Raw genomic sequence first — 26131 nt, forward strand, 5'->3', positions numbered from 1 at the left:
GAAAAACCCCGCTTGAGCGGGCACAGAGGCCCATCGATCCCTGACGCGCGGGCAGGCTTTGTCCTGCGCCGTCAATGGACACCGGATGGCCCAGTTTCCAAAGAAAATCACCGACGATCCCTATGCGGCGATGGCCCTCGTGCGCCGCCTGGTCACGGAACAGGGGATCGTCTACTGGCGGCGCTACCTCGTTGCCTTCGCGCTGATGGCGGCGGCCGCGGGCGCGACTGCGGGCGCGACCTACGTGCTCGGCCAGGTCATCAACCAGGCCTATGTCGACAAGAACATCCCGGGCATCGCGATGTTCTCCGGGATCACGGTGCTGCTGCTCTTCATCAAGGGCGTGGCGACCTACGGCCACATGGTGATCCTGACCAAGATCTCGAACGCCATCCTCGCCACCAACCAGCGCCAGCTGTTCGCAAAACTGATGCGCGAGAGCGTCGGCTTCTTCTCCGAGCGCCATTCCTCCGAATTCCTGGCGCGGCTGACCGCCGGCGCCAAGTCGATCACCGACGTGCTCAACATGCTGGTCAACGCCATCGGGCGCGACCTGTTGATGCTGCTCGCCATGATCGGCGTGATGGTGTGGCAGGACCCCGTGATGTCGTTCATCGGCCTCGTCGTGGTGCCGCCGGCGATGCTGGTGCTGCGCAAGCTCGTCAAGCGCATCAAGGGCCTCGCCTTCAACCAGTTCACCGGCACCGCCGACATCATGGAGACGATGCAGGAGTCGCTGCAGGGCATCCGCACCGTGAAGGCGTTCACGCTGGAAGAGACCATGCAGAAGCGCATCGACGAGAACATCGCGATCGTCGAGCGCAATGCCAACAAGATGGCGCGCGTCGCCAACCGCTCCAATCCGCTGATGGAGATGCTCGGCGGCTTCGCGGTCGCCGGCTGCCTGATGTATGGCGGCTACAGCGTGGTCGCGCTCAACGCCACGCCCGGCGCGTTCTTCTCCTTCATGACCGCCTTCCTGATGGCGACCGAGCCGGCCAAGCGGCTGGCGCGGCTCAACATCGATTTGAACAGCCAGCTCGTCGGCGCGCGCATGCTGCTCGAGATCGTCGATAGCCCGGCGAGCGAGCATTCCGACGACGACAAGCCGCCGCTGAAGCTCACCGAGGCGCGGATCGAGCTGCGCGACGTCAGCTTCGCCTACCGCAGCGGCGAGACCGTGCTCAACCGCATGAGCTTCGTGGCCGAGCCCGGCAAGGTCACGGCGCTGGTCGGGCCGTCCGGCGGCGGCAAGTCGACCGTGCTGGCATTGCTCTTGCGCTTCCACGAGGTGACGCAGGGCGACATCGTGATCGACGGCCAATCGATCGGCGCGGTCTCGCGCAAGTCGCTGCGGTCGCAGACCGCTTATGTCGGCCAGGACGTCTATCTGTTCCGCGACACCATCCGCAACAACATCGCCTTCGGCAAGCCGGGCGCGAGCGAGGACGAGATCATCGAGGCGGCGAAGGCGGCCTGCGCGCATGATTTCATCATGGGCTTCCCGCTCGGCTACGACACGCCGGTCGGCGAGCACGGCACGCAACTGTCCGGCGGCCAGCGCCAGCGCATTGCGGTTGCGCGTGCACTGATCAAGAACGCGCCGATCATCCTCCTGGACGAAGCCACCGCCGCGCTCGATTCGGAGTCTGAGCGGCAGGTGCAGGAGGCGATCGAGCATCTCTGCCAGAACCGCACCACCATCGTGATCGCGCACCGCCTGCACACCATCATGCACGCAGACAGGATCCTGGTGGTCGAGGGCGGCGAGATCGTCGAGCAGGGCCGGCACGAAGAGCTGCTCCGCCGCGGCGGCCGCTATGCCTCGTTCTTCCGCCTGCAACACCACGATTCCGGCGCCCTGGCGCCGATCAGCGCAACCGCATAGAGTTCGTTCCACCTCAAGAGCAGCGAGACCCGCTTCATGAACGCCGCCTCCTACGTCATCCCGCTTCCGCCCCAGGCTTCGCTTCCCGTCGTCGGGGAAAGCGGCCGTTATCCCGTGCGCCGCATCTGGTGCGTCGGCCGCAACTATCTCGAGCACATCCGCGAGATGGGCAATGACGAGCGCGCCCCGCCGTTCTTCTTCGCCAAGCATGCCGACATGCTGGTGCCCGACGGCGCCACGATTCCCTATCCGCCGCTGACCAAGGATCTGCATCACGAGGTCGAGCTGATCGTCGCGATGAAGAGCGGCGGCCTCAACATCCCAGCCGACAAGGCGCTCGATCACGTCTACGGCTACGCGGTCGGCATCGACCTCACCCGCCGCGACCTCCAGATCGCCTCGCGCAAGAAAGAGCGTCCCTGGGAGATCGGCAAGTCGTTCGACGGCTCCGCCCCGTGCTCCGCGATCCAGCCGGCCTCCAAGATCGGCCATCCCGCTAAGGGCAAGATCTGGCTCACGGTCAACGGCAAGGAAGCCCAGAAGGGCGACCTCACCGAGCTGATCTGGAACGTGCCCGAGATCATCTGGCAGCTCTCGCAGCAGGTGAAGCTTGCCGCCGGCGACATCATCATGACTGGCACGCCGGCCGGCGTGTCCCAGCTCCAGCCCGGCGACAAGCTCGAATGCGGCGTCGACGGCGTCGGCACGCTGAAGGTCAGCATCGGCCAGCCCGAGTAATTTCCGAGCGTAGGGCGGATTAGCGATAGCGTAATCCGCCACCTTCGCGGCCATCGGCAACGTCGATTGTTGCTCGACCGTACGGCGGATTACGCTGCGCTAATCCGCCCTACACGCTACCAGGCCTTCACCGGCCGGTTGGCATAGCTCGCCTGCGGCACACCGCGGTTGAGCGACATATGCGAATGCACGCACAGCCAATTATCGCCCTCTCTTGAAAACACCATCGTCGCCCGGCCCGGGCGCGGAAATGGGTTGCCATCGGGATGATAGCCCGTGCTTGTCCACGGCGCGATCACCGTGGCCATCGTGCCGTCGGGCGATGCCAGGATCGAGGTCTGGTCGAGCACGAAACGGAAGTCGGCCGTCTTCGGCCAGACATTGTCCCATTGCGTCGAGACCCATTGATCGAGGCCGGGGATGACATCGTTGTGCGTGCCGAAGGCCAGTACGTCCGGATGAAAAAGCGGCCGCGCCGAGGCGTAGTCGACCTCGCGGACATAGCCGGCGAAGGTCTCAAGCCAGCCGCGGAAGAATTGCACGATCTCGGTATTCGCGGTCGGCAAGGAGGCCATCACCTGCTCCACATTCGACAACTCAATCACGGCAATCTTTGTTGCCATGAGCCGGGCCATCCAGCAAGATTTAGCTCCGGGATCACTCGATCGCGATAGGGGTAACTCGCAGCCGGCTCTGATGCTTCGACATCGGCTGGCTCGATTTGATGGAGCCAGAGTCATGAACCGCCTCCTTCTGCTTGCTGCCGCTCTCCTCCTCACCGGCAGCGCAGCCAGCGCACAGTCCAGCCAACCCTATGCCGGTCTGGAAGGGCGCTCCATCAAGACGCTGTCGCAGCAGCAGATCGACGATCTTCGCGCCGGACGTGGCATGGGCCTGGCTCTTGCCGCGGAGCTTAATGGATATCCCGGTCCCAGCCACGTGCTCGAGCTCGGCGATCGCCTCGCCTTGACCGCCGATCAACGCGCCGAGGTCCGGCGGTTGTTCGATGCCATGAAACAGGAAACCGTTCCGCTGGGTAACAAGCTCGTCGAACAAGAAAGAGCGTTGGAAGACCTTTTCGCCTCCCGTGCGGTCACATCGGAAACGCTCAAGACGAGCATCGGAGCCATTGCCGAGACGCAAGGGCAGCTCCGCGAGAGCCACCTCAAATATCATTTGTCGACCGCTGCCTTGCTCGATCAGAGCCAGATGCAGCGATATGCAGAGTTACGGGGCTACCAGCGTCCCGACAGCCACGCAGGGCACAAGCACCATCATTAGACAATGCCGATCGAGATCAGGCGATCACGGCAGGATAGGCAAAGAACTCCATATCGGCACGATGCAAGGGCGAACCAAGCTATGCTGATCCGCCCTCCTGCAGCGCTTCAATTCAGTGCCGAATATACGATGAGGCCGAGGATCAGCGCCGTCAGCGAGTATTTCAGCGTGCAGTAGACGTTGCGGTTCCACTCCTTGACCTTGCGGCTAGCAAGATGGATCTCGTAGAGCTTGCCGAACACCTTGTTGAGCACGCCGACATTCTCACCCTCGACGTTCTGGGTCGCCGACGCCTTGACGATGTGATGGCTGACCCAGCGGTTGATCGCGGTCATGAAGCCGAACTTCATCGGGCGCTCGACGTCGCAGAATAGGATGATGCGATTGACGTCGGTCGCATTCTCGGCGCTGTGGATGAAGGTCTCGTCGAACATGAAGGCCTCGCCGTCGCGCCAGACGCATTCGACGCCATCGACCAGGATGCGGCACTTGTTCGAGTTCGGCGTGACCAGGCCAAGGTGATAGCGCAGCGAGCCGGCGAAGGGATCGCGGTGCGCGCCGAGCTTGCCGCCCGGCGGCAGCATCGCGAACATCGCGCCATGCACGCTCGGGATCGACTTGAGCAGCTCCACCGTCTTCGGGCACAGCGTGTTCGCCGAGGGCAGGAAGTCATCGTACCATTTCAGGTAAAACCGCTTCCAGCCGCTCTTGAAGAAGGAGTAGAAGCCCCAGTCGTTATTCTTGGCGGCGGCGCGAATGAAACCCTCGTCAAACAGGCGCACGGCCTCGTCGCGGATGGTCTCCCAATTCTCGCTCAGCGGCTTCAGCTCCGGAAACTGCTCCACCGAGATCACCGGCTTGTTCGGCACCGCCGAGCCCGCATACATCAGCACATTGTAGGGTGCCAGATAGGTCGAGTGATCGCCGAGCTGGCGCGCAAAGCGCAGCCGCTGCTTGCCGCGGAAGTGGACGTAAATCGTCGAGGCCGCCAGCACATAAAGAATGACGAGTTGCGGCGCAAAAAGCTGTTTCAACATTTCCCCGTTCCCCAGTGAACCCAGCCGGGGACGTCGTCTACTCCGGCCGAACGGGCGCGACAAGATGCTCACCGTTGGGTTGCGTTCACACTGGAGAGAGCGCACGAAGGAACCTGGCGCCGGCCGATCGAGCCATCAGGTCCGGGACAGCGCCTGGAGGCCCTTGAAGGTCAGGCGCTTGGGGTCGGTGACGCCAGCCTGATAGAGACGGCGGATGAAGGCGACGACGGCGTCGCGGTCGCAATCGGTCAGCGCGACGACGGCGTCGACTGCGATTCTCTGGGCTTCCATTGGGCTTACCTCGGCCTTGCGAGTAACCCCGGCCGAGACAGGCTAGGACTGATCCGTAAATCCGGCGTTAACCGTCCGGGTCACAACCGTCAGGAGTATCGCATCACGCCATCGTCGATGCGGCCGAAGCGCAAGGTGACGATGTCGAGCGCGTAGTTCTGATACAGCCGCCACGGCTGCTTGGAGCCCTGCTTCGGCATCTTGGCCACCGAGCGCTGCACATAGCCCGAGGTGAAATCGAGCGAAGGCTGCGCGGTGATGGCGGGGTCGTCATTGTGCGGCATGCACTGGCGGAAATTGTGCCGGTCCATGTAGTTGATGAGACGGCAGACATATTCGCAGGTGAGATCGCATTTCAGCGTCCAGGACGCGTTGGTGTAGCCGAAGGCCGAGGCCATGTTCGGCACGTCGGCATACATCATGCCCTTGTAGGTCAACGTCTTGGCGAAATCGACGACCCGGCCGTCGACACTGACCTCGAGGCCGCCGACGACCTGGAGCACCAGCCCGGTCGCGGTCACGATGATGTGGGCCGCAAGCTCGCTTCCGTCCTTCAGGCGGATGCCGTCATGCGTGAACGTGTCGATCTCGTTGGTCACGACGCTGGCGCGCTGCTCGCGGATCGCCTTGAAGAGGTCGCCATCGGGCACGAGGCACAGACGCTGGTCCCAGGGATTGTAGCGCGGGGTGAAATGGGTCGCGACATCGTAATCGGGGCCGAGCGCCATCCGCACGCCACCGAGGATCAGGTTCTTCACCTTGTCCGGCCGTCGCCGGCTGAGCTGGAAGAAGAACATCCCCCACATCACGTTGCGCCAGCGGATCAAATGATAGGCCAGCCGCGCCGGCAGATTGCGGCGCAATTTGTTGGCGACGGGATCCTGCGCCGGCCGCGACACCACATAGGTCGGCGAGCGCTGCAGCATGGTGACCTGCGCGGCGTTCTTGGCGAGCTCCGGCACCAGCGTCACCGCGGTGGCGCCCGAACCGATCACGACGACGCGTTTTCCCGCATAGTCGATGTCCTCGGTCCATTTCTGCGGATGGACGATGCGGCCGGCGAAATCACTGGCGCCCTTGAACTCCGGCGTATAGCCCGCCTCGTATTTGTAATAGCCCGAGCACATGAACAGGAAATTGCAGGTGAAGCGCACGAGCTCGCTCGCGCCCTCGCCCGTGATGCGCTCGGCTTCCACCGTCCAGCGCGCGTCTGGCGTCGACCACGATGCGCGCTTGACGCGATGGCGGAAGCGGATGTGCTTGTCGATGCCGTTCTCGGTCGCGGTCTCGCGCACATAGTTCAGGATCTGCGGCCCGTCCGCGATCGCCTTCGGATCGGTCCACGGCTTGAAGGAATAGCCGAGCGTGAACATGTCGCTGTCGGAGCGGATGCCGGGATAGCGGAAGAGGTCCCAGGTGCCGCCGATGCAGTCGCGGCCCTCCAGAATGACGTAGCTTTTGCCCGGGCATTTGGTCTGGAGATGATAGCCCGCGCCGATGCCGGACAGGCCGGCACCGACGATCAGCACGTCGAAATGGTTTGCCATGACGTTTCTCCTCGACGGCGCCAATACCCCATCAGATGACATAATAGCGCAGCCACGCAAGGGAGGGCCGTGTTGACGGTCCCGTAGCGCCGACTACTATAGGTGGTCTTTTTGCCTACGCACAGTCTTTGATTTTCAGTTCATAATCTGGTGGGGGGCTTCATGTTTGGCAGCAATGTATTGGATATCGCGATTGGCCTGATTTTCACTTTTCTGACCGTCAGCCTGATCGCCAGTACGGTCACGGAGGCACTTTCCTCGGCCATGTCCTGGCGGGCGAACACACTGTTCGAAGGCGTCAAGAAACTCTTGAACGATCAGAACTTCACTGGGCTGGCAGTGGACATCTACAACCACGGCCTGGTGAACAGTCTTTCGAGTGGCACTGCAACCGCTGGCACCAGTCCGCCGATCAAGCCGTCCTACATCGATCCGAAGCTGTTTGCGTCCGCCCTGACCGACGTGGTCAACCTCAACCCCGCCCAGACGCTCACCGAGCTGAAAGCGAGCATAAGCACGGTTCAGGATCAGCAACTGAAGGACGTTCTCAACGGAATCGTCGACCGCACGAACGGCAATTTCAGTCAGGTTCGCGATGAGATCGCCTCCTGGTTCGATCAAAGCATGGAGCGGGTCTCGGGCTCGTACAAGCGCAAGACACAACTATGGTCGCTCATCATCGCTTTCGTTGTCGCGGTCGCGTTGAATATCGACACGGTCAAGATTGCCGCGACGCTCTGGGATCAGCCGATGTTGCTCAAGGGTATTTCGCCTCAGCCTGGCGCGACTGCGCAACAGGCACTTGCGCAATTGGAACAGCTCAAGCTGCCTTTCGGCTGGAGCAACGGCGCCCTTGGCAATTTCTTCACGGGGCTGAACTGGGCCTTCGTCATCCCGGGATGGCTCATCAGCGCGATCGCCGCGCTGTTCGGCGCGCCATTCTGGTTCGATACGCTGCAAAAATTCGTGCAATTGCGTGGCACCGGGCCCGACCAAAAGAAGCAATCTTGACCGGCTTGCCGCCTGCGGGCCCCGCATAGAGCAATGGCCGGGCTTGCGCCCGGCCATTGTCGATTCGACGATTTCAGTCTCGTCAGCGTTCAGGACGCTGCGTCTCAGTAGCGGTAATGATCCGACTTGTACGGACCTTCCTGCTTGACGCCGATGTAGTCGGCCTGGTCCTTGCGGAGCTCGGTGAGCTTGACGCCGATCTTGGCGAGGTGCAGGCGTGCGACCTTCTCGTCGAGCGTCTTCGGCAGCACGTAGACTTCCTTCTTGTACTTGCCGTCCTTGTTGTTGGCGAACAGCTCGATCTGCGCCAGCGTCTGGTTGGTGAACGACGCCGACATCACGAAGGACGGATGGCCCATCGCGTTGCCGAGGTTCACCAGGCGGCCCTCCGACAGCATGATGATGCGGTGCTTGTCGGGGAACTCGATCTCATCGACCTGCGGCTTGATGTTGGTCCACTTCAGATTGCGCAAGCTGGCGATCTGGATCTCGTTGTCGAAGTGACCGATGTTGCAGACGATGGCGCGATCCTTCATCGCGCGCATGTGCTCGATCGTGATGATGTCCTTGTTGCCGGTGGCGGTGACGAAGATGTCGGCACGCGGCGCGGCGTCTTCCATGGTCACGACCTCGTAGCCTTCCATCGCGGCCTGCAGCGCGCAGATCGGATCGACTTCCGACACCATCACGCGGCAGCCGGCCTGGCGCAGCGAGGCGGCCGAGCCCTTGCCGACGTCGCCGAAGCCGGCGACCATCGCGACCTTGCCCGACAGCATCACGTCGGTGCCGCGGCGGATGCCGTCGACCAGCGATTCACGGCAGCCATAGAGGTTGTCGAATTTCGACTTGGTGACGCTGTCGTTGACGTTGATGGCCGGCCACAGCAGCGTGCCGGCCTTCTGCATGTCATAGAGACGGTGCACGCCCGTCGTGGTCTCTTCGGACACGCCCTTGATGCTCTCGGCAATCGCCGCGAAGTAGCCCTTCGGCTTCTCCTTGAGCTGCTTCTTCAGCAGCGCGAAGAAGACTTCCTCTTCTTCCGAACCGGGCTTGTCGAGGAAGGCGGTATCGCCCTTCTCGGCGCGCAGACCGAGATGGACGTACATGGTGGCATCGCCGCCGTCATCGAGGATCATGTTCGGGTGACCGCCGCCGTGCCAGTCGAACAGCTTTGCGGTGTAGTCCCAGTATTCGGTCAGCGTCTCGCCCTTGACGGCGAAGACGGGAATGCCGGCGGCCGCGATCGCGGCGGCAGCATGGTCCTGCGTCGAATAGATGTTGCAGGAGACCCAGCGGATGTCGGCGCCGAGCGCGGCCAGCGTCTCGATCAGCACGCCGGTCTGGATCGTCATGTGCAGCGAGCCGGCGATGCGGGCGCCCTTCAGCGGCTGCTTCGGGCCGTACTCCTCGCGGGTGGCCATCAGGCCGGGCATCTCGGTCTCGGCCAGCGAGAGCTCCTTGCGGCCGAAATCGGCGAGCGAAATGTCCTTGACGATGTAATCGGTGAAGCCGGGCTTCGCGTTCATAGGGGGTTCCTGTCTGTTTGGCTCGTCATTCCGGGCTCGCCGCCGTCGCGGCGCCCCGGAATGACGCAAGTGACTTAGAGCGCGCGCTTGAGCTGCTCGACGAGGTCGGTCTTCTCCCAGGAGAAGCCACCCTCATTGTCGGGCGTGCGGCCGAAATGGCCATAGGCCGAGGTGCGCGCGTAGATCGGACGGTTGAGGTCGAGATGGGTGCGGATGCCGCGGGGCGTCAGATCCATCGCCTGCGCCGCGGCCTTCTCGAGCTGCTCCTCCGGCACCTTACCGGTGCCGTGGGTGTCGATGTAGATCGACAGCGGGCGCGCCACGCCGATGGCGTAGGCGAGCTGCAGCGTGCAGCGGTCGGCAAGGCCGGCGGCAACGATGTTCTTGGCGACGTAGCGCGCGGCATAAGCCGCCGAGCGGTCGACCTTGGTCGGATCCTTGCCGGAGAACGCGCCGCCGCCATGCGGGGCCGCGCCACCATAGGTGTCGACGATGATCTTGCGGCCGGTCAGGCCGGAATCGCCGTCGGGACCGCCGATGAAGAACTTGCCGGTCGGGTTGATGTGCCAGATCGTCTTCGGCGTGATCCAGTCCTTCGGCAGCGCCTCGCGCACATAGGGCTCGACGATGTCGCGGATCTGCTTGGACGAGATGTCCTCGACCAGATGCTGGTGCGAGACCACGATCTCGCGCACGCCGACCGGCTTGCCGTTCTCGTACTGCACGGTGACCTGGCTCTTGGAGTCCGGTCCGAGCACCTTCTCCTTGCCGGAGTGGCGCGCTTCGGAGATCAGGCGGAGGATCTTGTGGGCGTAGAAGATCGGCGCCGGCATCAGATCGGGCGTCTCGTTGGTGGCGTAGCCGAACATGATGCCCTGGTCGCCCGCGCCCTCTTCCTTGACCTCGCCCGGCTGCAGCGCATCGACGCCCTGGGCGATGTCGGCCGACTGCGGATGCAGCAGGATCTCGATGTCGCAGGTCTTCCAGTGGAAGCCTTCCTGCTCGTAGCCGATGTCCTTGATCGCGCCGCGGACGACGCCCTCGATCTGCTCGTTGGTCACCGACTTCGGACCGCGGGTCTCACCCGCGATCACCACCTTGTTGGTGGTGGCGAGCGTCTCGCAGGCGGCGCGGATCTGCCAGGGGTCGATGCCGGCCTTCGGCCCTTCGCGGTAGAACAGATCGACGATCTCGTCGGAAATGCGGTCGCAGACCTTGTCCGGATGACCCTCGGACACGGACTCGCTGGTAAAGAGATAGGACGCGCGCATCAGTAACCCCTTATTCCGCCGCTAAGCCGGCGGGCGTTTGCGATGTTTACCTGTGGAGATGTCAATCACGCCGGCGCGAGATGACGTAGGATTCGTCGAGAAACCAGAGCCCATTGTACTTTCGCAGCACGTCCCTGGCGGCATCCAGAGTGCGGCCGTTTTGAGTCATTGCCGTCAACCGGTCGTCCTCAATCTGAGCGACATACACCGCCGCATTCCACGCTGCAAAGGCCGTCGAGGTTCCGATCGTCCCGGTCACCTCGTTGGGCAGCGCTTCCATATCATACCTGAAGATCGAGCGGTTATCCGCATATGCATTAAAATTTAAGTCGCGGCCCACCGATCCCAGTTCATACTTAACGGCGCGCAATAGCTCATGACGGCTCACCGCGAAAGGATTTTCTCCGGGCCAGATCGCCTGGATCATTTCCATGCCTGGATCCTGGCCATGGGAGTGGATCCCGATCAGCCGCCCGCCCGGCCGCAGCGCCCGCGCCAGCGGTGCGATGATCCGCTTGGCCCGGAAGTTGACCGAGGACAAAGCGCGGTAGGGCTGGGACGCGATGACGAGGTCGAAATTGGCTTCGGTCTGGCCCGGCCGAGGAATGGTCGAATCCAGCAGGAACCTGTGATCCTCTCGATACAGCACCAGAACGACGGGCCGCTCGTAAAGCGGCATGGCGGTGCGCGGGCTGATCGCGGCGCGCCAGTTCTGCTCCAGGAAGGGCCGGAGCTCTGCGATCTGCTGCTCGAACTCGCCCGACGAGGCGCCCCGCAGCGGGACCTCATGCCAGACGGTCGCTGCCGCCGCCGCGGGCGATGCCGGCGTGAGCCAGGGCGCTTCCGAGTAGAACATGTTGGTGAAGACGAACACCGACGCCGGATGCTCGAAAATGCGGTCCGGCACCTTCTCCAGCGTCAGGCGCAGGTCCTCGAGGCTGAGCTCCTTGCCGGCGACGTAGAACGGCATGTGAGGATAGCGCTGGTGCGTTGCGCGCAGCACCCGCGCCAGCACCGTGCCGTCGCCGACGCCGGCGTCGAAGATGCGCAGGGCCGGCGGGCGGGGATGGATCGAGGCGAGCTCCAGCGCCACCCGGTCCGCGACCACCCGTTTCTCGCTGCAGGTGTGGACGAACAGCAGGTACTTCTGCCGGTTCTCGAAAAAGCGGAAATTGCCGCGCGGATCCCGCTTTTCCGGCGGCACCTGAAGCCCCCGCGGCGGCGGCAGGCCACCGGTCGTCGATGCCGCGATATAGGCCTGGATCCGCTCCAGCGTGTCGATGGTGATGCGCTTGCCCTCGCGCAGGCGATGCACCAGCTTGCCATCGTTCACCGCGCGCCGGCCGAACGTCGATTCCGCCATGTCCGCCGTGCGGCAGAACTCCGTGATCTGGCTCAGGATTTCGTCGTTCTTCATGGATGGGATGCGGTGGGCAGACGGAGTGGGACGAATTCCCTAGCAAAATCTGCCCACCGAGGGAATAGCGCATCTGGGCTTCTCCCGCCCCGTTCGCGCCGCCGTGGACGGATGAACCCCGCCGGCCCGCCGGGCAACAAACAGGCGCTTCTCCTCTGACGGAGCCATCGCCATGCGCCGCCTGCTCGTCGCGCTCACTCTGCTCACAGCATTCCTGTGGTCCGCGCCCGCGGGCGCGCAGGCGCGCAACCAGCTTGGGGCCGCTCTGCACCACCGACACGGCGCCGGCGGACAAGATGATCGATGCCTGCAACAAGATCATCGCGTTGAAGGTGTTTCGGGGCGAGCAGCTTGCGACGATCCATTTCTGGCGCGCGGTCGGCTGGAACAAGAAGGGCGACTATTCCAAGGTCATCACGGACGCCACCGAAGCGATCCGGCTCCATCCGAGCCAGGCGGCCTACAATCTCAGGGGATCGGCCTATTACGACAAGGGCGACTACGAGATCGCGATCAGCGATTTCGACGACGCGCTGAAGCTCGGACCGCCCAGTGGCACCATCTTCCACAATCGCGGCAACGCCTGGCGTGGCAAGCACGACTACGCCAAGGCCATTGCCGATTACGACATGGCGATCAAGGCCGATCCGAAATCGGCGTTCTCGTTCCAGAACCGCGGCATCTCGAAGCAGGCACTCGGCGATCTCGACGGTGCGCTCGCCGACATCAACCAGGCGATCCGGCTTGATCCGTCGCTGCCGCAGCCGCTGATCAACCGCACCGCGATCTGGCGCGCCAAGGGCGATCTCGATCGCGCCATCGCCGATGGCAGCGAGGCGATCCGGCTCGCCAGGGACAAGTTGCCGGCCAACATCATGACGCCGCCGAACAGCGTGCTGATCTCAGGCTACACACACCGCGCGCTGGCCTATGAAGCCAAGGGTGACTACGCCCGCGCGCGCGACGACTACAACGCGACACTGGCGATCGTGGCGTCCGACGCCGGCAGCAAGGCCAACCAGGCCACTGCCAAGGTGCGGCTGTCGCTGGTGACGGACGCGAGCGCCCCGATCCCGCGCGATGCGCCCTCACCGACGCCGCAACCGGCGATGACTCCTGCCGCGCAGCAGACCGGCGCGGCACCGGCCGCCTCGCCCACTCCGACCATTCGCGGCGCCCGCATGGCGCTGATCATCGGCAACGGCGCCTATGCGCATGTCAAGGCGCTGCCCAATCCAGCCAACGACGCGCGCGCCGTCGCCAGAAGCCTGCGCGACATCGGTTTCACCGTGTCGGAGGGTATCGATCTGGACCGTGCCGCGATGCAGAAGATGACGCGCGACTTCCTGCGCGAGGCGGCCCGGGCGCAGGTCGCGGTGGTCTATTATGCCGGCCATGGCGTGCAGGTCGACGGCCGCAACTATCTCATTCCCGTCGACGTCGCGCTCAAGCCGGGCACGGCCATGACGGACGCGATGATCGACATGGACACGATCATGGCCGGCCTCGACGACCAGGTGCGCACCAACATCCTGATCTTCGATGCCTGCCGCAACAATCCGATGGCGCAGCAGGTGGCAAGCGCCGGCACCAATCGCGGCATCGAAGGCGCCTCGGGCCTCGCAGCTCCGACCAGCCTCGGTAGCGGCGCGACATTGGGAGCCGGCACGCTGATCGCCTTCGCGACCGCGCCGGGCCAGGTCGCGCTCGACGGCGAAGGCGCCAACTCGCCGCTCTCCGCCGCGTTGTCCCGCCATATCGGCACGCCCGGGGTGGAGTGCAGCAGATGCTGACGCGGGTGCGGGCGGAAGTGGTCTCGTCCACGAAAAACAAGCAGGTGCCGTGGTCGAACTCGTCGCTGCTGGGCGAGGTGTATCTGGCGGAGAAGTGAGGGCGGGCTTTTGCGTCGTGACGTCCAGGATCGCGGAGCTATCAGCCACCTGCCCGGTGTCGTCGCCCGACTTTGATCGGGCGATCCAGGACTCCGTGACGGCCGCGCCTTATCGAGCGGCCGCGGCGTACTGGATTCCCCGCCTTCGCGGGGAACGACAGTGAGTGTGTGGAGAGGCCTCGCCTCTACGCAAGCGACAATGCGAGGCTTACTGGCCCCACACTTCCTTGGCGATCTCGACCGCGAGGCTGAGCTTGGCCCACTGCTCTTCCTCGGAGAGGATGTTGCCCTCCTCGGTCGAGGCGAACCCGCATTGCGGGGAGAGCGCGAGCTGCTCCAGCGGCGCGAACTTGGCGGCTTCCTCGAGGCGGCGCTTGATGTCGTCCTTCTTCTCGAGCTCGCCGAACTTCGAGGTGATGACGCCGACCACGACGACCTTGTTGCCCTTGGGCAGGAAGCGCAGCGGCTCGAAGCCGCCGGCGCGATCGCTGTCATATTCCAGGAAGTAGCCATCGTAATTGGTGCCGGCGAGCATGGTTTCGGCCACCGGCTCGTAGCCGCCCGAGGAAATCCAGGTCGAACGGAAATTGCCGCGACACACATGCGTCGTCACCACCATGTCGGCGGGCTTCTCGGCCAGCGCGTAGTTGATGATGCGTGCATAGATCTGCTGCAGGCCGTCCGGATTGTCGCCGCGCTCGCGCGCCTTCTGCAATTCCTCCTGCGAGCAGAGGTATGCCCACACGGTGTCGTCGAACTGCAGATAACGACAGCCAGCGTCGTAGAACGCCTTGACGGCTTTGCGATAGGTCTTGCCGAGATCCTCGTAGAAGGCCTCGAGATCGGGATAGACGTCCTTGGAGATCGACTTGCGGCCGCCGCGGAAGTGCAGCACCGCGGGCGACGGGATCGTCATCTTGGCGGTGACGTGGGCCTGATCAGCGACCTTCTTCAGGAAGCGGAAGTGGTCGAGCATCGGGTGATCTGCGGGGAAGTCGAGCTTGTCGATCACGCGCACCGCATCGTGACGGGTCTGCACGCCCGCGAACTGGATGCCGGCGTCGGGATGGAACAGCTCGCATCCGGTGAGCTTGGCCAGGAAGTCGAAATGCCACCAGGAGCGGCGGAATTCGCCGTCGGTCGCGAGCTTCAGGCCGACCGAGGCCTGCTTGTGCACGACCTTCTCGATCTCCATGTCCTCGATCTTGCGCAGATCGTCGGCCGAGATCTCGCCCTTCTCGAGCCGGCTGCGGGCTTCCTTGATCTTGGCCGGACGCAGGAGGCTGCCGACCTTGTCGGCGCGGAAGGGGGCTTTGGTGCGCTGCATGTCTTACTCCCTGGACATTTTAGTTTAGTGAGCCGCCGCCCCGGCGACGCCGAGATGGCGTTCCAGGACCGAAGGGTCGGCCTTCAGCGCGGCGCTCGGAGCGTCGTGGACGATCGTTCCGCGCTCCAATATCACAACGCGGTCGGCGAGCCCCAGAATCTTTTGGGCATTCTGCTCGACGATGATCGAACAGATGCCGCCCGCCCGGGTGATGGTCCCGATCGCCTTCAAGAGCTCCTCGACGATGATCGGGGCAAGGCCTTCCGTCGGCTCGTCAAGCAGCAGTACTTTCGGGTTCAAGGTCAGCGCGCGGCCGATCGCCAGCATCTGCTGCTCGCCGCCGGAGAGCTGGTTGCCAAAATTGCTCCGCCGCTCCTTCAGCCGCGGGAACATCTCGTAGATCCTCTCGACCGTCCAGGGGCCAGGCTGCGCCACCGCGGTCATGTTCTCCTCGACCGTGAGGGAACGAAAGATATTGCGCTCCTGCGGCACCCAGCCGATGCCGGCGCGCGCGCGCTGGTCGGGCCGCAGGCTCGTGACGTCGGTGCCGGCGAGCGCGACCGAGCCGGAGAAGCGGCGCGTGACGCCGACGATGGAGTTGATCAACGTGGTCTTGCCGGTGCCGTTGCGGCCGAGCAGCGCCAGCACCTGCCCCTCGGCGAGGCGCAAGGACATGTTGGGCAGCACCACCGCCTCGCCATAGCCGGCGCGCAATGCCTCGATCGCGAGCAGGTCAGACATTGACCGCCTCCTCGCCGAGATAGACCGCCTTGACCTGCGGATCGCGCGCGACCTGCTCGGGCGGGCCTTCGGTCAGCAGCGCGCCAGAGACCAGCACCGAGATGCGGTCGGCGAAGGAGAAGACGAGGTCCATGTCGTGCTCGATCAAGAGCACGGTGACGTCGCGCGGCAGCGCGCCGACCACGGCGAGAATATCGTGACGCTCGCTCTCGGGCACGCCGGCAGCGGGCTCGTCGAGCAACAACACGCGGGGCTTGGCGGCAATCGCGACCGCGATCTCGAGCAGGCGCTGCTTGCCGTATGGCAACGTCACGGTCTGCTCGTTCATGACGTCGAGCAAGTGGAAGCGCGAGAGCAGATCGGCGATCTCGCCGTTGACGTCGCTGCGCGTCCCCATCCGCCGCCACCAGTCGCCGCCATGGCCGAGACGTTCGGAAACGGCTAGGCCGATGGTTTCGAGCGGGGTCAGGTCGGGATAGAGCTGGTTGATCTGGAAGGTACGCGACAGGCCGCGCAGCACGCGCTTGTGTACGGGCAGATCGGTGATGTCCTGGCCTTCGAGCAGGATGCGCCCCGAGTTCGGCTTGAGTACGCCGGTGAGCTGGTTGATCACCGTGGTCTTGCCGGCGCCGTTCGGACCGATCAGCGCGTGGCGGGCACCCTGCTCGATCCTCAAGGACAGATCGCGAGTGACGCGCAGGCCGCCGAACTGCTTTTCGAGATTTTGGGTTTCGAGCGCGATGGTCATGAATCGCTCTCCGGCACGGCAACGACCGCTCTACGTCCCGCAACCTGCCTGATGACCAGGTTGGGCACATACAGCACCCAGCGATGCAGGCGCTGGCGGCCGATCAGCACGATCAGGACCAGCACGAGGCCGATCCAGAACTGCCAATATTGCGGGGTGATGGTGGAGAACAATTCCTGGAGCATGCGGAAGATCACCGCGCCGATCAGCCCGCCATAAAGATAGCCGGTGCCGCCGATGACGAGCACCAGCATCAGGTCCGCCGAACGTTCGAAGGCGAAGACGTCGAGCGAGGCGATCGCCGTGGTCTGGGTGAACAGCGCGCCCGCAATGCCGGCATAGAAGGCCGCCAGCGTGTAGATGGCGATCAGGCGGCGGTTGACGGGGATACCGATCGCCGCTGCCCGCAGCGGATTATTCTTGATCGCGCGCAGAGACAGGCCGAACGGCGAATGCACGACGCGGCGGGCGAACAGGAACAACAGGAACAGGACAGCCAGCGAATAGAAGAAGCCAGCCTTGCCGAACATGTCGAACGGAATCTGGCCGAAGATCGGCTGCATCTCGATGCCCTGCAGGCCGTCGGTGCCACCGGTGATGTTGGAGAAGCGTTCGGCGAGTGCTTCCAGCAGCAACGCGATGCCGAGTGTCACCATCAGGCGCGTCAGGTCGACGCCGCGGATCACAAGGAAGCTGGTGGCAAAGCCGAGCACCATTGCGGCAAGGCCGGCGACGATCAACGCGAGCACGGGCTCGTTGATGATCCCGTGCAGCGCGAGAAGCCCCGCCGCATAGGCACCGACGCCGAAGAAGGCGGCGTGGCCGAGCGAGACGATGCCGGCATAGCCGAGGATGAGATCGAGCGACATCGCGAACAACGCGAGCCGCAGGATGTCGGTCATGATCAGATAGCGCGTGGGAAAGACGAAGCCACAGGCCAGCACGATCAGCCAGAAGGCGGCTTCTCCGTAAGTCCAGCGTGCCTGGCGCTGGGCGTGATATCCGACGTCGGAAGCAGCGCTCATCGGCAAACTCAACGCGCGGCCGTGCGGCCGAACAGGCCGTTCGGGCGCCAGATCAGGATCACGATCATCATGGTGTAGATCACGAAGGGGCCCATCTTCGGCACGTAATATTTGCCGGCGACGTCGCCAATGCCGAGCAGCAGCGAGGCCAGGAACGGGCCTGTTATAGAGGAGGAGCCGCCGACGGTGACCACGATCAGGAAGTAGATCATGAACTTCAGCGGGAAATACGGATCGAGGCCAAGGATCTCGGCGCTCAGCGCACCGCCGAGACCGGCGAGTCCGCAGCCAAAGGCAAAAGTGAAGGCGAACACCTGCGGCACGTTGATGCCGAGGCCGCTCGCGGCGCGCGGATCATCGACCGCGGCGCGCAACCGGCTGCCGAAGCGCGTCTTGGCCAGCACCATCTGCAGAGCGATGGTGAGCAGTCCGCAGATCACGATGATCATCAGGCGATAGCGCCCGATGCCGACGCCGAACAGGTCGAACTGGCCCTGCAGCGCTGCCGGCAGGTTGATGAAGACGCGCGATGATCCCTGGATGTAGTCGACGGCGGCGACCGACATGAACGTAAGACCAATGGTGAACAGCACCTGGTCGAGATGGCTGCGCGTATAGAGGTGGCGGTAGAGCGTGCGCTCGAGCGCGATGCCGATTGCCGCCGACGAGACGAAGGCGAGCGGCAGCGCGGCGAAGAACGGCCAGCCCATCCGGTTGACGAGCACCATGCAGACATAGCCGCCGGCCATGGCGAAGGCGCCGTGCGCGAGGTTGACGAAGTTCATCAAGCCGAGCGTAACCGCAAGCCCGCAAGCGAGCACGAACAGCAGCATGCCGTAGGCAACGCCATCGAACAGGTTGGTGAGGATGGAGGTCATCGTGTCAGCTTGGAGTTACTCGTCTCGTTATGGCCGGGCTTGTCCCGGCCATCCACGTTCTTGTCTGGCCGTTCTCTTCTTGGGCTTTGCGTGGATGCCCGGAACAAGCCCGGGCACGACGCTGGAGTGGGGCGAAATCCCGGATGCGCGCGAAGCGCGCTCCGGGACGACGCGCTTTCGCGCGTCACTTCTTGGTCTTGCCGAGATCCTTGACCGCCTCGAAGGTCGCGAACTCGACGTTGTAAAGTTCGCCGTCAACCTTCTCGACCTTGCGGATGTAGATGTTCTGCACGATGTCGCGGGTCTCGGGGTCGATCGAAATCGGGCCGCGCGGGCTCTCCCACTTCTGGCCCTTCATGGCTTCGACCAGCTTGGTGCCGTCGGTGTCGCCATTCGTCTTCTTCAGCGCTTCGTAGATCAGGTGGATGCCGTCGTAGCCGCTGACTGCCATGAAGCCCGGACGATTGCCGAACGCCTTCTTGTAGGCTGCGACGAAATCCTTGTTCATCTGCGAGGGGTGCGCCGCGGAGTAGAGATGCGCGGTGACCGTGCCGAGCACGGCGTCGCCCATGTTGTTGAGCAGGTCGTCGTCGGTGACGTCGCCCGGCCCGATCACCTTGATGCCGGCCTTGTCGAGGCCACGCTCGGCATACTGCTTCATGAAGTTGCCGCCCTGGCCGGCCGGCACGAACACGAAGATCGCATCGGGCTTGGCGTCCTTCATGCGCTGCAGGAACGGCGCGAAGTCGGGATTGGCGAGCGGCGTCTTGACTTCTTCGACGACCTCGCCGCCACCCGCGGTGAAGTTCTGCTTGAAGAAATTGAGCGCGTCATTGCCCGGCGCATAGTCCGAGGTCAGCGTCGCAACCTTCTTGATGCCGTTCTTCACGGCCCAGTCGCCGATGATGGTCGAGGACTGCGCCAGCGTGAAGCTGGTGCGCACGATATAGGGCGAGCGCTCGGTGATGATCGAGGTGCCGGCCGCCATCACGACTTCCGGGATCTTGGCCTGCGTTGCCAGCGGCGCGGCCGCGAGCGCGGCCGGCGTCACGCCGAAGCCGGCGATGAAGTTGACCTTGTCGTTGACGATCAGCTCCTGCGCCGCGGTCTTGGTCTTGTCCGGAATCGCAGCGTCATCCTTGAGGATGATCTCGATCTTCTTGCCGGCGACGGTGTCGCCCTTCTGCTGCATGTAGAGCTTGATCGCGTTCTCGATCTGCTTGCCGGTCGAGGCCTGGCCGCCTGTCATCGGCAGGATCAGACCGACCTTGACGGTGTCCTCGGCCTTGGCCGGCGCGACGGCCGCGAAGCTTGCGATGGCGGCCGCTGCTGCGGCGCGCGAAAAGATCTTGCGTTCGAACATCAAATGTCCCTCCCCTTCATTCCTGCGTTCTTGTGAGCCGGACCGAGTGCCCGGTCCTTGCCGCTCTTTACTTACGGACAAGCCATGCCGTGCGGCCACATGGCGTCCTCTGCAACCCCGTTGTCAATCGGACGTTGGGCGACCATTCGGCGCAAGCCGCGTGATCCGCTCTCGACGTCGGCGGGAGACATTTGTACGATTGTACAAAGAAGATGGTCCTGTCAACAAAAAAGCCCCTGAGCGGGTGGCGATGGCTCGTTGACACGCCACTCTAAGGAGGCCGCACGATGCAGTGGATGGAGGATTCCGCCTCTCACTTGCAGAATCTGGACATCTCACGACTGCGCGGTGAAGCCCCTCGTCACGCTGCCCCCAAACAACTAAGCGTAAGCACGTAATGTATACCGTATCAGCTGAAACGAGCGCTTCAAGGTCAAAATTTGAGTATTATAATACCTATCATGTATACATTCTCGCCCACCGCTGAATAGGCCAATTTTACTGGTTGAGAGCTATGGTTTGCCGCTGACGCCATCCGGTGCTCAGCCTCCAGGCCCGATCGGGCACGACCCAAAAGATGTCCATGCGCACCCGTCCGCTTTCGATCGCTGTAGTCGCCCTGCTCGCTTCCACCCTTGCAGGCTGCGGCACGGTCAACGAGAGGCTCTCCGCCGGCATGGGCGACTCCATCCCGCAATGGGCCGGCGGCCTGCCGGCTGATGCGCCGCCGCGACCGGGGACGCCGCAATACGAAGCCTACATGAAGGAGCGCGAACGCAAGCGGCTGCTGCCGGCAGCGGACCGCGAGAAGGAAGAGCAGGCGCAGAAGGGCGCGGCAGCGACGACGTCGGCTGGCGCGGTGCGTTAAGGAGCGAATGGCGAATAGGGAGTGGCGAAATGGCCATCCCTTCTACTCGCCACTCACTATTCGCTAATCCACGAACACCACGGTCTTGCGGCCGTTGAGGATGACGCGATCGTCGAGATGGTAGCGGATCGCGCGGGCGAGCACGCGGCGCTCGATGTCGCGGCCCTTGCGGACGAGATCTTCCGGCGTGTCGCGATGACTGATGCGTTCGACGTCCTGGTCGATGATCGGGCCCTCGTCGAGATCGCGCGTGACGTAATGGGCCGTGGCGCCGATCAGCTTGACGCCGCGCTCATGGGCCTGGTGATACGGCTTTGCGCCCTTGAAGCCCGGCAGGAACGAGTGGTGGATGTTGATGCAGCGCCCCGAAAGCTTCGCCGACAGATCGTCCGACAGGATCTGCATGTAGCGGGCGAGCACGACGAGATCGGTGCCGGTCTTGGCGACGAGATCGAGGACCTGCGCCTCCTGCTCGCGCTTGGTTTCCTTGGTGACCGGCAAATGGTGAAACGGGATGCCGCCGAAATCGAGCCCGGCATAGACCTCGCGCGGATGGTTGGACACGATCGCAGTCGGAACCATCGGCAATTCGCCGGTGCGCCAGCGATAGAGGATGTCGACCAGGCAGTGGTCGGACTTCGACACCAGCAGCATCACCTTGCGATGCGCGGCCCGGTCGCGCATCTGCCATTCCATGCCGAAACGCTCGGCGATCGCCGCAAAGCCGGTCTGCAGCGCCGACAGTTCCACGGCGAGATCGGCCGCGGTGAACACGACGCGCATGAAGAACTTCTTGGTCTCGACGTCGTCGAACTGCTGGGCGTCGAGAATGTTCTGTCCGTTGTGGGCGAGGAACGTCGACACCGCCGAGACAATGCCGGGCCGATCCGGACAGGACAAGGTCAGAACATATTGATGATCGGGCATGTTGATGGACGGGCTTGGCTCTTGATGAAGGATTGTGCAGCGGAACGATCCGCGAGTTGCGCCCTGCTCTAGCACCGACCCCGCCCTTGCGCCAATCCCAACCGTGGAGTCAGGATGAACGGACGATTGCGAATGACCACCGGAGAATCCCCATGGCCGACCGTTTGAACGGCACCCGCATCCTGATCCTGGAAACGCGCGAAGAGGCGCAGTTTTCCAAGTTGCTGGCCGAGCAAGGCGCCGAGGTCGTGCAATGCCCGATGTTCACCATCCACGATGCGCCGGACCCGGCCCCGGTCGAGGCCTGGATCCGCCGCGCCATCGAGAAGCCGCTTGACGACCTCGTGCTGATGACCGGCGAAGGCCTGCGGCGGATCATGAAGCTTGCCCGCGCCCGCGGGCTCGATTCCGCGCTCGTTGCGGCGCTCGCCAAGACGCGGAAATTCACGCGGGGCCCAAAGCCCGGCAAGGCGCTGCGCGAGGTCGGTCTGGAGGCGCAGCACACCACGGAGAAACCGACCACCGACGGCGTGATCGAGATGCTGGGCAAGCTCGACCTCAGTGGACGGCGTCTCGGCCTGCAGCTCTATCCGGACAAGGATCACAGCGCGCTGACCGGCGCGATCGCCGCGCAAGGCGCCGCGATCGATACGGTGCTGCCGTATGTCTACGATTCCAGCGCAGCCGATACCAACATCGTCGCCGCCGTCGACGACATGGCCGCGGGGCGGATCGATGCGCTCGCGCTCACCAATCTCGGCCAGGTCCGCCGCCTGATCGAGGCGGCAAAGGCGCATGGCAGCGAGGCCAAGCTGCGCGCCGGTCTCGAACGGACGCTGATCGCGTCGGTCGGCCCGGCGGTGTCGGGCGAGCTCGCCGCTCACGGCCTGCGCACCGACGTTTCGCCGGCCGAAGACGCCTATTTCATGCGTCCGCTGATCTCGGCGATGGCCACGGCGCTGGCAGAGCGCAAGCCGGCCCCGACGCGCTGATCCACCGGGCCGCTACATCGAGGTATTGCCCACCAGCACGAACGGCGCCCAGAGGCCGGGATGCGCATTCGCGCCACCCCTCGCAATCAAGACGGAGATCGAGCGGCGCAGCGCCTCGGCGCGGCCGATGTCGGGATGGGCGTTGATGGCATCGATCGTGCCGGTGGTGATGACAACCGCGGCATCCGAGTTGACCGCCCAGTGCGAGACCAGCAGCGCACGCGTGCCCGCATAGAAGAAGGCTCGCGCGAGACCGGAGAAGGCCTCGGAATTGGCAGCCTGGCCGCCGGCGGTGTTGCACGCCGACAGGATCACCCAGTCGGCATCGAGCCTGAGGCCCGAAATCTCCGACGAGGAGAGATAGCCGTCATCGGCTTGCGTCGCGATCGCCGGCGGGCTCAGGATCAACCCGGGCTCGATCGAGCCGCGCACCTGCCCCGCCAGCGCGCCATGCGTCGCGAAATGCAGGATGCGATATTTCGCGAGATCGCCGCTCTGGCTGAGCGTCTTCATCCTCGTCTCGGATGCATCATTGGCGAGCACGACATCGCCTTTGACCGGCGCGAAACTGTCGGCCACGGCGCATAATTCGACCGCGGTTTCCGGCAACGGCATCTGGCGCCGGAGCTGAGCAATGTCCGCCGTGGCGCCCGACAGTGCGTCGACGGCGCGCAGGCTCCGTTGTGCGACCTTGGTAGCCTGCGTCGGGATGACGGCGCAGCTCTGGATCTGGCGCGCCAGCGTGGCGCGCGAGATCGAAAGCTCGCTGCGGCCATCGCCATCCAGCGTGGGATTGCCGACGCCGAGGAACGGTTTCGATGCCGTGCTCCTGCGGGCGACCTGGCGCAGCGCCTTGAGGCTCGAGACGGACGGCAAGACCGTGGTCGCAAATCGCTTGACCAGCCAGGGGGCCTTCGCGAGGTCTCCACCCGTCACGGGCTTGTCCGTCAGCAGGACCTGGAAAGGCAGCGTCGCCAGTGGGCCCGACGGCACCAGGATCAGCTCCTTGCCGTCGATGTCGCGCGCAACCGGACCAAGCAGGGCCTGGTAAAGCGCAAAGGCGCGCTCCTGATCGAACGGCAGCGGCTCGTCTGCGCCCAATGGAGCATTGCGGCCGAGCTTCTGCGGGCATGTGGATGCCTTGTCCAGCCATGCCTCCGCGTCGAGACCACAGCGCAGCGCGCCGACGGTCTCCTTGAGCTGGCTCTCGCCGAGATCGGCGGCATGCCAGCGCACATCCGAGCGCGTCACGGTCCAGACGAACGTCGCGCGCGAGGTCGTCGCAAACAGCAGCACCGCCTCATTGGGACGAAGCTGCCTCTGGACGTCCTCGATCGCGATCGGCGTCCTGGTCACCAGCGCCGCATAATCCGGAAACTGCGCGGCGATTGTACGATCCAACTCCCGAATCTGATCCGCGAGGGCTGAGGCCCGGGCACGAAGCGCCTGTTCTGCGGCCGCATCGCGGGCGACATTGGCTTGCGAGATCGCCGCCACCAGCAGCTTGTCGGTTGCCGCCGCCTGCGTGCCGAGGTCCTGCCGCTCCCGGACGCGGGCCGCCAGATCATTGCGCCCATCGGCAATGCGGGCCGACATCGCGGTAATCGCGCGCGCGGCCTGCTCGTCACCGATCCACTGCGCCGCCTCGAACGCCTGCGATCGCAAGGCGCTCCTCTGCTCGTCACTGGCGGCGCGCGCGAGATTGTAGGCGGCGGTGATCAATCCCGGATATGGATTGGTGTCTTCACGGGCCTTGAGGTCGCTGCGGCCCTCTTCGCCGAACTCCGCGACGCGGCGAGCGCTCTGGATCGCCACCGCCCGCGCAAATGCGGCGCGCGCCTGCGGCCAGTCCTGCAAATCGAGAAAATGGGCGCCGAGATTGGCCAAGCTAGAGGCGACGTCCGGATGCGTCTCGCCGAGCGCGTGCAGTCGGATATCCAGCGCGCGTTTCAGGAGCGGCTCGGCCTCCTGCGCCCGGCCGGTGCTGTCCAGGATGACGGCGAGATTGTTCAGGCTGTTCGCGACCAGCGGGTGAGAGGCGCCGAGGGCGGCTTCGCGCAGCGCAAGCGAGCGGCGCGCGAACGGCTCGGCCTCGGCGTACCGATCACCGTCGGCCAGCAAGGTCACCAGATTGTCGAGAGCGATGGCAACGTCGAGATGCCCGGGACCGAGCGCCTTCTCGCGTATGGCGAGCGATTTGCGCAAGATCTGCTCGGCCTCCTGCTTGCGATTGAGATGGGCCCAGGCCTCGGCAAGATTGTTCAGAGCCGTCGCAGCGTTCGGATGCGCCGCTCCGAAAGCCTTTTCCTGAATGGCGAGCGCCCGCGTCAGCAGCCCCTCGGCCTCGGCGTCCCGGCCTTCTCGCGAAAACACCAAAGCGAGATTGTTGAGGCTCGCCGCGACGTCGGAATGATCGGGCCCGAGCGTCTTTTCCCTGATGGCCAGGGCCCGCCGGGCCAATTGCTCGGCGTCCTGAAGCCGGCCCTGCGCACGCCGGAGCTCGCCGAGATTGCTCAGCGTCGCGGTCAGATAGATGCTGTCCGCGCCGTGCTGCTTCTCCTGAAGCGCGAGCGCTTCGGCGAAACTCGCTTCGGCCTGCTGCAACCGGCCTTGCGCGCGATTGACCTCCGCGATGTTGTTCAGCGTCACCGGGATCATGATGTCAGCCTGCCCCGAAGTCTTCCTGAAGACCACGAGCGCGCGACTGAACATGTCGAGCGCCTCGGTCTCCTTCATCTGACGGTGACGGAGATTGCCGAGTTGCATGCGCGCAAGGGCCGTCGTGAGATGGTCGGAGCCCAGCACGCTCTCGTTGATGGCGATGGCGCGTGACATATCCCGTTCGGCCTCGCTCAGCCGGTTCAGGCCGAGCTCGATCTGGACGAGCGTGCCGAGCACGGCGGCGACGTCTGGATGATTGGGCCCGAGGCTCTTCTCGCGAATCGCAAGAGCCCGCCGCAGCACGGCTTCAGCCTCCGTCGTCTCGCCTTGCGCCTGGAGCGACTGACCCAGCACCACCAGCGTGGTTGCCGTCAGCGGCGACTGCCGGCCCGCGCTCTTCTCGGCCTCACCGACGAGCTTTCGCGCAAGCCCCACCGCCTCGCCGTAGCGGCCCTCCTTCGCCAGCGACGTAATGCGCTGCATCAACGCCAGCATGTCCTGCGGACCCGCCCGGCAGGGCGACACGACCATGCCCACGAGAAGCAAGAAACCCAACAGCCGCGCAGTCAAACCATGCCGAAATACCAACATGCCGCAATTGCTCCGTCCGCCCGCCCACCGTCTCCTAGGGCCACAGCAAAATGAAAACTGTGTGACCTCGCCGGCAGATCGAGGGCCGCAACAACGGGCCTGCAGCCGGGCC

The 26131-nt window shown here is 64.2% G+C and carries 21 protein-coding genes and 1 pseudogene; 7 read left to right on the forward strand and 15 right to left on the reverse strand.

Features of this window, described 5'->3' with window-relative positions:
* Window positions 1-85 precede the first annotated feature (85 nt).
* Window positions 86-1888: an ABC transporter ATP-binding protein gene (locus tag ML401_RS23915; protein ID WP_285807118.1), complete on the forward strand. Its 1803-nt coding sequence runs from the start codon at window positions 86-88 to the stop codon at window positions 1886-1888.
* Window positions 1889-1924: 36 nt separating this feature from the next.
* Complete coding sequence (locus ML401_RS23920) at window positions 1925-2626, forward strand: fumarylacetoacetate hydrolase family protein (RefSeq protein ID WP_028137558.1); 702 nt, start codon at window positions 1925-1927, stop codon at window positions 2624-2626.
* 116 nt (window positions 2627-2742) lie between these two features.
* Here ML401_RS23920 and ML401_RS23925 read toward each other — a convergent pair whose 3' ends face one another.
* Window positions 2743-3201 (reverse strand): nuclear transport factor 2 family protein, encoded by a 459-nt coding sequence (locus ML401_RS23925; protein WP_285812729.1) that lies wholly within the window; start codon window positions 3199-3201, stop codon window positions 2743-2745.
* Between the two features lie 163 nt (window positions 3202-3364).
* On the opposite strand from ML401_RS23925, the gene ML401_RS23930 reads away from it, so the two are divergent.
* On the forward strand, window positions 3365-3907 hold the full coding sequence (locus tag ML401_RS23930) for a Spy/CpxP family protein refolding chaperone (protein ID WP_285807119.1): 543 nt from the start codon (window positions 3365-3367) through the stop codon (window positions 3905-3907).
* A gap of 107 nt (window positions 3908-4014) precedes the next feature.
* On the opposite strand, the gene ML401_RS23935 is transcribed toward ML401_RS23930, so the two are convergent.
* From ML401_RS23935 to ML401_RS23945, 3 genes are all read right to left on the reverse strand, one after another.
* Complete coding sequence (locus ML401_RS23935) at window positions 4015-4944, reverse strand: aspartyl/asparaginyl beta-hydroxylase domain-containing protein (protein WP_285807120.1); 930 nt, start codon at window positions 4942-4944, stop codon at window positions 4015-4017.
* A 135-nt stretch (window positions 4945-5079) separates the two neighbouring features.
* Window positions 5080-5235 (reverse strand): hypothetical protein, encoded by a 156-nt coding sequence (locus ML401_RS23940; RefSeq protein WP_194403332.1) that lies wholly within the window; start codon window positions 5233-5235, stop codon window positions 5080-5082.
* Window positions 5236-5324: 89 nt separating this feature from the next.
* A complete protein-coding gene (locus ML401_RS23945; RefSeq protein WP_285807121.1) occupies window positions 5325-6782 on the reverse strand; it encodes an NAD(P)/FAD-dependent oxidoreductase in 1458 nt (485 codons plus the stop codon).
* Between the two features lie 162 nt (window positions 6783-6944).
* On the opposite strand from ML401_RS23945, the gene ML401_RS23950 reads away from it, so the two are divergent.
* Entirely contained in the window at window positions 6945-7793 is an 849-nt protein-coding gene (locus tag ML401_RS23950; protein WP_285807122.1) for a hypothetical protein, read from the forward strand.
* A 104-nt stretch (window positions 7794-7897) separates the two neighbouring features.
* Here the strand turns inward: ML401_RS23950 and ahcY are convergent, their stop codons facing one another.
* The 3 genes from ahcY to ML401_RS23965 form a co-directional block, all read right to left on the reverse strand.
* Window positions 7898-9319 carry an adenosylhomocysteinase gene (ahcY, locus tag ML401_RS23955; RefSeq protein WP_212091389.1) on the reverse strand — a complete coding sequence of 474 codons (1422 nt, stop codon included), beginning with the start codon at window positions 9317-9319 and terminating at the stop codon, window positions 7898-7900.
* Window positions 9320-9393: 74 nt separating this feature from the next.
* Window positions 9394-10590, reverse strand: coding sequence for a methionine adenosyltransferase (gene metK / locus ML401_RS23960; RefSeq protein WP_097664730.1), 1197 nt, complete (start codon window positions 10588-10590; stop codon window positions 9394-9396).
* 61 nt (window positions 10591-10651) lie between these two features.
* Window positions 10652-12007, reverse strand: a complete 1356-nt coding sequence (locus ML401_RS23965) for a hypothetical protein (RefSeq protein WP_285807123.1) — start codon at window positions 12005-12007, stop codon at window positions 10652-10654.
* A gap of 172 nt (window positions 12008-12179) precedes the next feature.
* On the opposite strand from ML401_RS23965, the pseudogene ML401_RS23970 reads away from it, so the two are divergent.
* Window positions 12180-13898 (forward strand): annotated as a pseudogene (locus tag ML401_RS23970) (caspase family protein).
* Between the two features lie 208 nt (window positions 13899-14106).
* On the opposite strand, the gene ML401_RS23975 reads toward ML401_RS23970, so the two are convergent.
* The 6 genes from ML401_RS23975 to ML401_RS24000 form a co-directional block, all read right to left on the reverse strand.
* Window positions 14107-15225 carry a cobalamin-independent methionine synthase II family protein gene (locus ML401_RS23975; protein ID WP_285807124.1) on the reverse strand — a complete coding sequence of 373 codons (1119 nt, stop codon included), beginning with the start codon at window positions 15223-15225 and terminating at the stop codon, window positions 14107-14109.
* A gap of 24 nt (window positions 15226-15249) precedes the next feature.
* Window positions 15250-15966 (reverse strand): ABC transporter ATP-binding protein, encoded by a 717-nt coding sequence (locus tag ML401_RS23980; protein ID WP_285807125.1) that lies wholly within the window; start codon window positions 15964-15966, stop codon window positions 15250-15252.
* Window positions 15959-16714: an ABC transporter ATP-binding protein gene (locus ML401_RS23985; RefSeq protein ID WP_128918270.1), complete on the reverse strand. Its 756-nt coding sequence runs from the start codon at window positions 16712-16714 to the stop codon at window positions 15959-15961. Before ML401_RS23985 ends, ML401_RS23980 begins: the two co-directional genes overlap by 8 nt.
* Window positions 16711-17739: a branched-chain amino acid ABC transporter permease gene (locus ML401_RS23990; protein WP_285807126.1), complete on the reverse strand. Its 1029-nt coding sequence runs from the start codon at window positions 17737-17739 to the stop codon at window positions 16711-16713. The genes ML401_RS23985 and ML401_RS23990 overlap by 4 nt, the downstream gene beginning before the upstream one ends.
* 8 nt (window positions 17740-17747) lie before the next feature.
* The gene (locus ML401_RS23995; protein WP_028143352.1) at window positions 17748-18617 is read right to left on the reverse strand and encodes a branched-chain amino acid ABC transporter permease; all 870 of its coding nucleotides are present in this window, start codon (window positions 18615-18617) and stop codon (window positions 17748-17750) included.
* Between the two features lie 184 nt (window positions 18618-18801).
* On the reverse strand, window positions 18802-19980 hold the full coding sequence (locus ML401_RS24000) for an ABC transporter substrate-binding protein (protein WP_259214414.1): 1179 nt from the start codon (window positions 19978-19980) through the stop codon (window positions 18802-18804).
* Between the two features lie 577 nt (window positions 19981-20557).
* On the opposite strand from ML401_RS24000, the gene ML401_RS24005 reads away from it, so the two are divergent.
* Window positions 20558-20848, forward strand: coding sequence for a hypothetical protein (locus ML401_RS24005; RefSeq protein WP_285807127.1), 291 nt, complete (start codon window positions 20558-20560; stop codon window positions 20846-20848).
* A gap of 63 nt (window positions 20849-20911) precedes the next feature.
* Here ML401_RS24005 and purU read toward each other — a convergent pair whose 3' ends face one another.
* Window positions 20912-21775, reverse strand: a complete 864-nt coding sequence (gene purU / locus ML401_RS24010; RefSeq protein WP_211419815.1) for a formyltetrahydrofolate deformylase — start codon at window positions 21773-21775, stop codon at window positions 20912-20914.
* A 152-nt stretch (window positions 21776-21927) separates the two neighbouring features.
* Between purU and ML401_RS24015 the strand changes: the two genes are divergently transcribed.
* Window positions 21928-22767 (forward strand): uroporphyrinogen-III synthase, encoded by an 840-nt coding sequence (locus ML401_RS24015; RefSeq protein ID WP_285807128.1) that lies wholly within the window; start codon window positions 21928-21930, stop codon window positions 22765-22767.
* Between the two features lie 12 nt (window positions 22768-22779).
* On the opposite strand, the gene ML401_RS24020 is transcribed toward ML401_RS24015, so the two are convergent.
* Window positions 22780-25983 carry a CHAT domain-containing tetratricopeptide repeat protein gene (locus ML401_RS24020; protein ID WP_285807129.1) on the reverse strand — a complete coding sequence of 1068 codons (3204 nt, stop codon included), beginning with the start codon at window positions 25981-25983 and terminating at the stop codon, window positions 22780-22782.
* Between the last annotated feature and the right edge of the window lie 148 nt (window positions 25984-26131).

Origin of the sequence: Bradyrhizobium sp. 62B (assembly GCF_030272265.2) — a bacterium.
Classification (GTDB): domain Bacteria; phylum Pseudomonadota; class Alphaproteobacteria; order Rhizobiales; family Xanthobacteraceae; genus Bradyrhizobium.

Bases quoted from the DNA above. Each gene is read 5' to 3' on its own strand.
- ML401_RS23915 (WP_285807118.1), top strand. From the start codon at position 86: ATGGCCCAGTTTCCAAAGAAAATCACCGACGATCCCTATGCGGCGATG.
- ML401_RS23920 (WP_028137558.1), top strand. From the start codon at position 1,925: ATGAACGCCGCCTCCTACGTCATCCCGCTTCCGCCCCAGGCTTCGCTT.
- ML401_RS23925 (WP_285812729.1), bottom strand. From the start codon at position 3,201: ATGGCCTCCTTGCCGACCGCGAATACCGAGATCGTGCAATTCTTCCGC.
- ML401_RS23930 (WP_285807119.1), top strand. From the start codon at position 3,365: ATGAACCGCCTCCTTCTGCTTGCTGCCGCTCTCCTCCTCACCGGCAGC.
- ML401_RS23935 (WP_285807120.1), bottom strand. From the start codon at position 4,944: ATGTTGAAACAGCTTTTTGCGCCGCAACTCGTCATTCTTTATGTGCTG.
- ML401_RS23940 (WP_194403332.1), bottom strand. From the start codon at position 5,235: ATGGAAGCCCAGAGAATCGCAGTCGACGCCGTCGTCGCGCTGACCGAT.
- ML401_RS23945 (WP_285807121.1), bottom strand. From the start codon at position 6,782: ATGGCAAACCATTTCGACGTGCTGATCGTCGGTGCCGGCCTGTCCGGC.
- ML401_RS23950 (WP_285807122.1), top strand. From the start codon at position 6,945: ATGTTTGGCAGCAATGTATTGGATATCGCGATTGGCCTGATTTTCACT.
- ahcY (WP_212091389.1), bottom strand. From the start codon at position 9,319: ATGAACGCGAAGCCCGGCTTCACCGATTACATCGTCAAGGACATTTCG.
- metK (WP_097664730.1), bottom strand. From the start codon at position 10,590: ATGCGCGCGTCCTATCTCTTTACCAGCGAGTCCGTGTCCGAGGGTCAT.
- ML401_RS23965 (WP_285807123.1), bottom strand. From the start codon at position 12,007: ATGAAGAACGACGAAATCCTGAGCCAGATCACGGAGTTCTGCCGCACG.
- ML401_RS23975 (WP_285807124.1), bottom strand. From the start codon at position 15,225: ATGCAGCGCACCAAAGCCCCCTTCCGCGCCGACAAGGTCGGCAGCCTC.
- ML401_RS23980 (WP_285807125.1), bottom strand. From the start codon at position 15,966: ATGTCTGACCTGCTCGCGATCGAGGCATTGCGCGCCGGCTATGGCGAG.
- ML401_RS23985 (WP_128918270.1), bottom strand. From the start codon at position 16,714: ATGACCATCGCGCTCGAAACCCAAAATCTCGAAAAGCAGTTCGGCGGC.
- ML401_RS23990 (WP_285807126.1), bottom strand. From the start codon at position 17,739: ATGAGCGCTGCTTCCGACGTCGGATATCACGCCCAGCGCCAGGCACGC.
- ML401_RS23995 (WP_028143352.1), bottom strand. From the start codon at position 18,617: ATGACCTCCATCCTCACCAACCTGTTCGATGGCGTTGCCTACGGCATG.
- ML401_RS24000 (WP_259214414.1), bottom strand. From the start codon at position 19,980: ATGTTCGAACGCAAGATCTTTTCGCGCGCCGCAGCAGCGGCCGCCATC.
- ML401_RS24005 (WP_285807127.1), top strand. From the start codon at position 20,558: ATGTCCATGCGCACCCGTCCGCTTTCGATCGCTGTAGTCGCCCTGCTC.
- purU (WP_211419815.1), bottom strand. From the start codon at position 21,775: ATGCCCGATCATCAATATGTTCTGACCTTGTCCTGTCCGGATCGGCCC.
- ML401_RS24015 (WP_285807128.1), top strand. From the start codon at position 21,928: ATGGCCGACCGTTTGAACGGCACCCGCATCCTGATCCTGGAAACGCGC.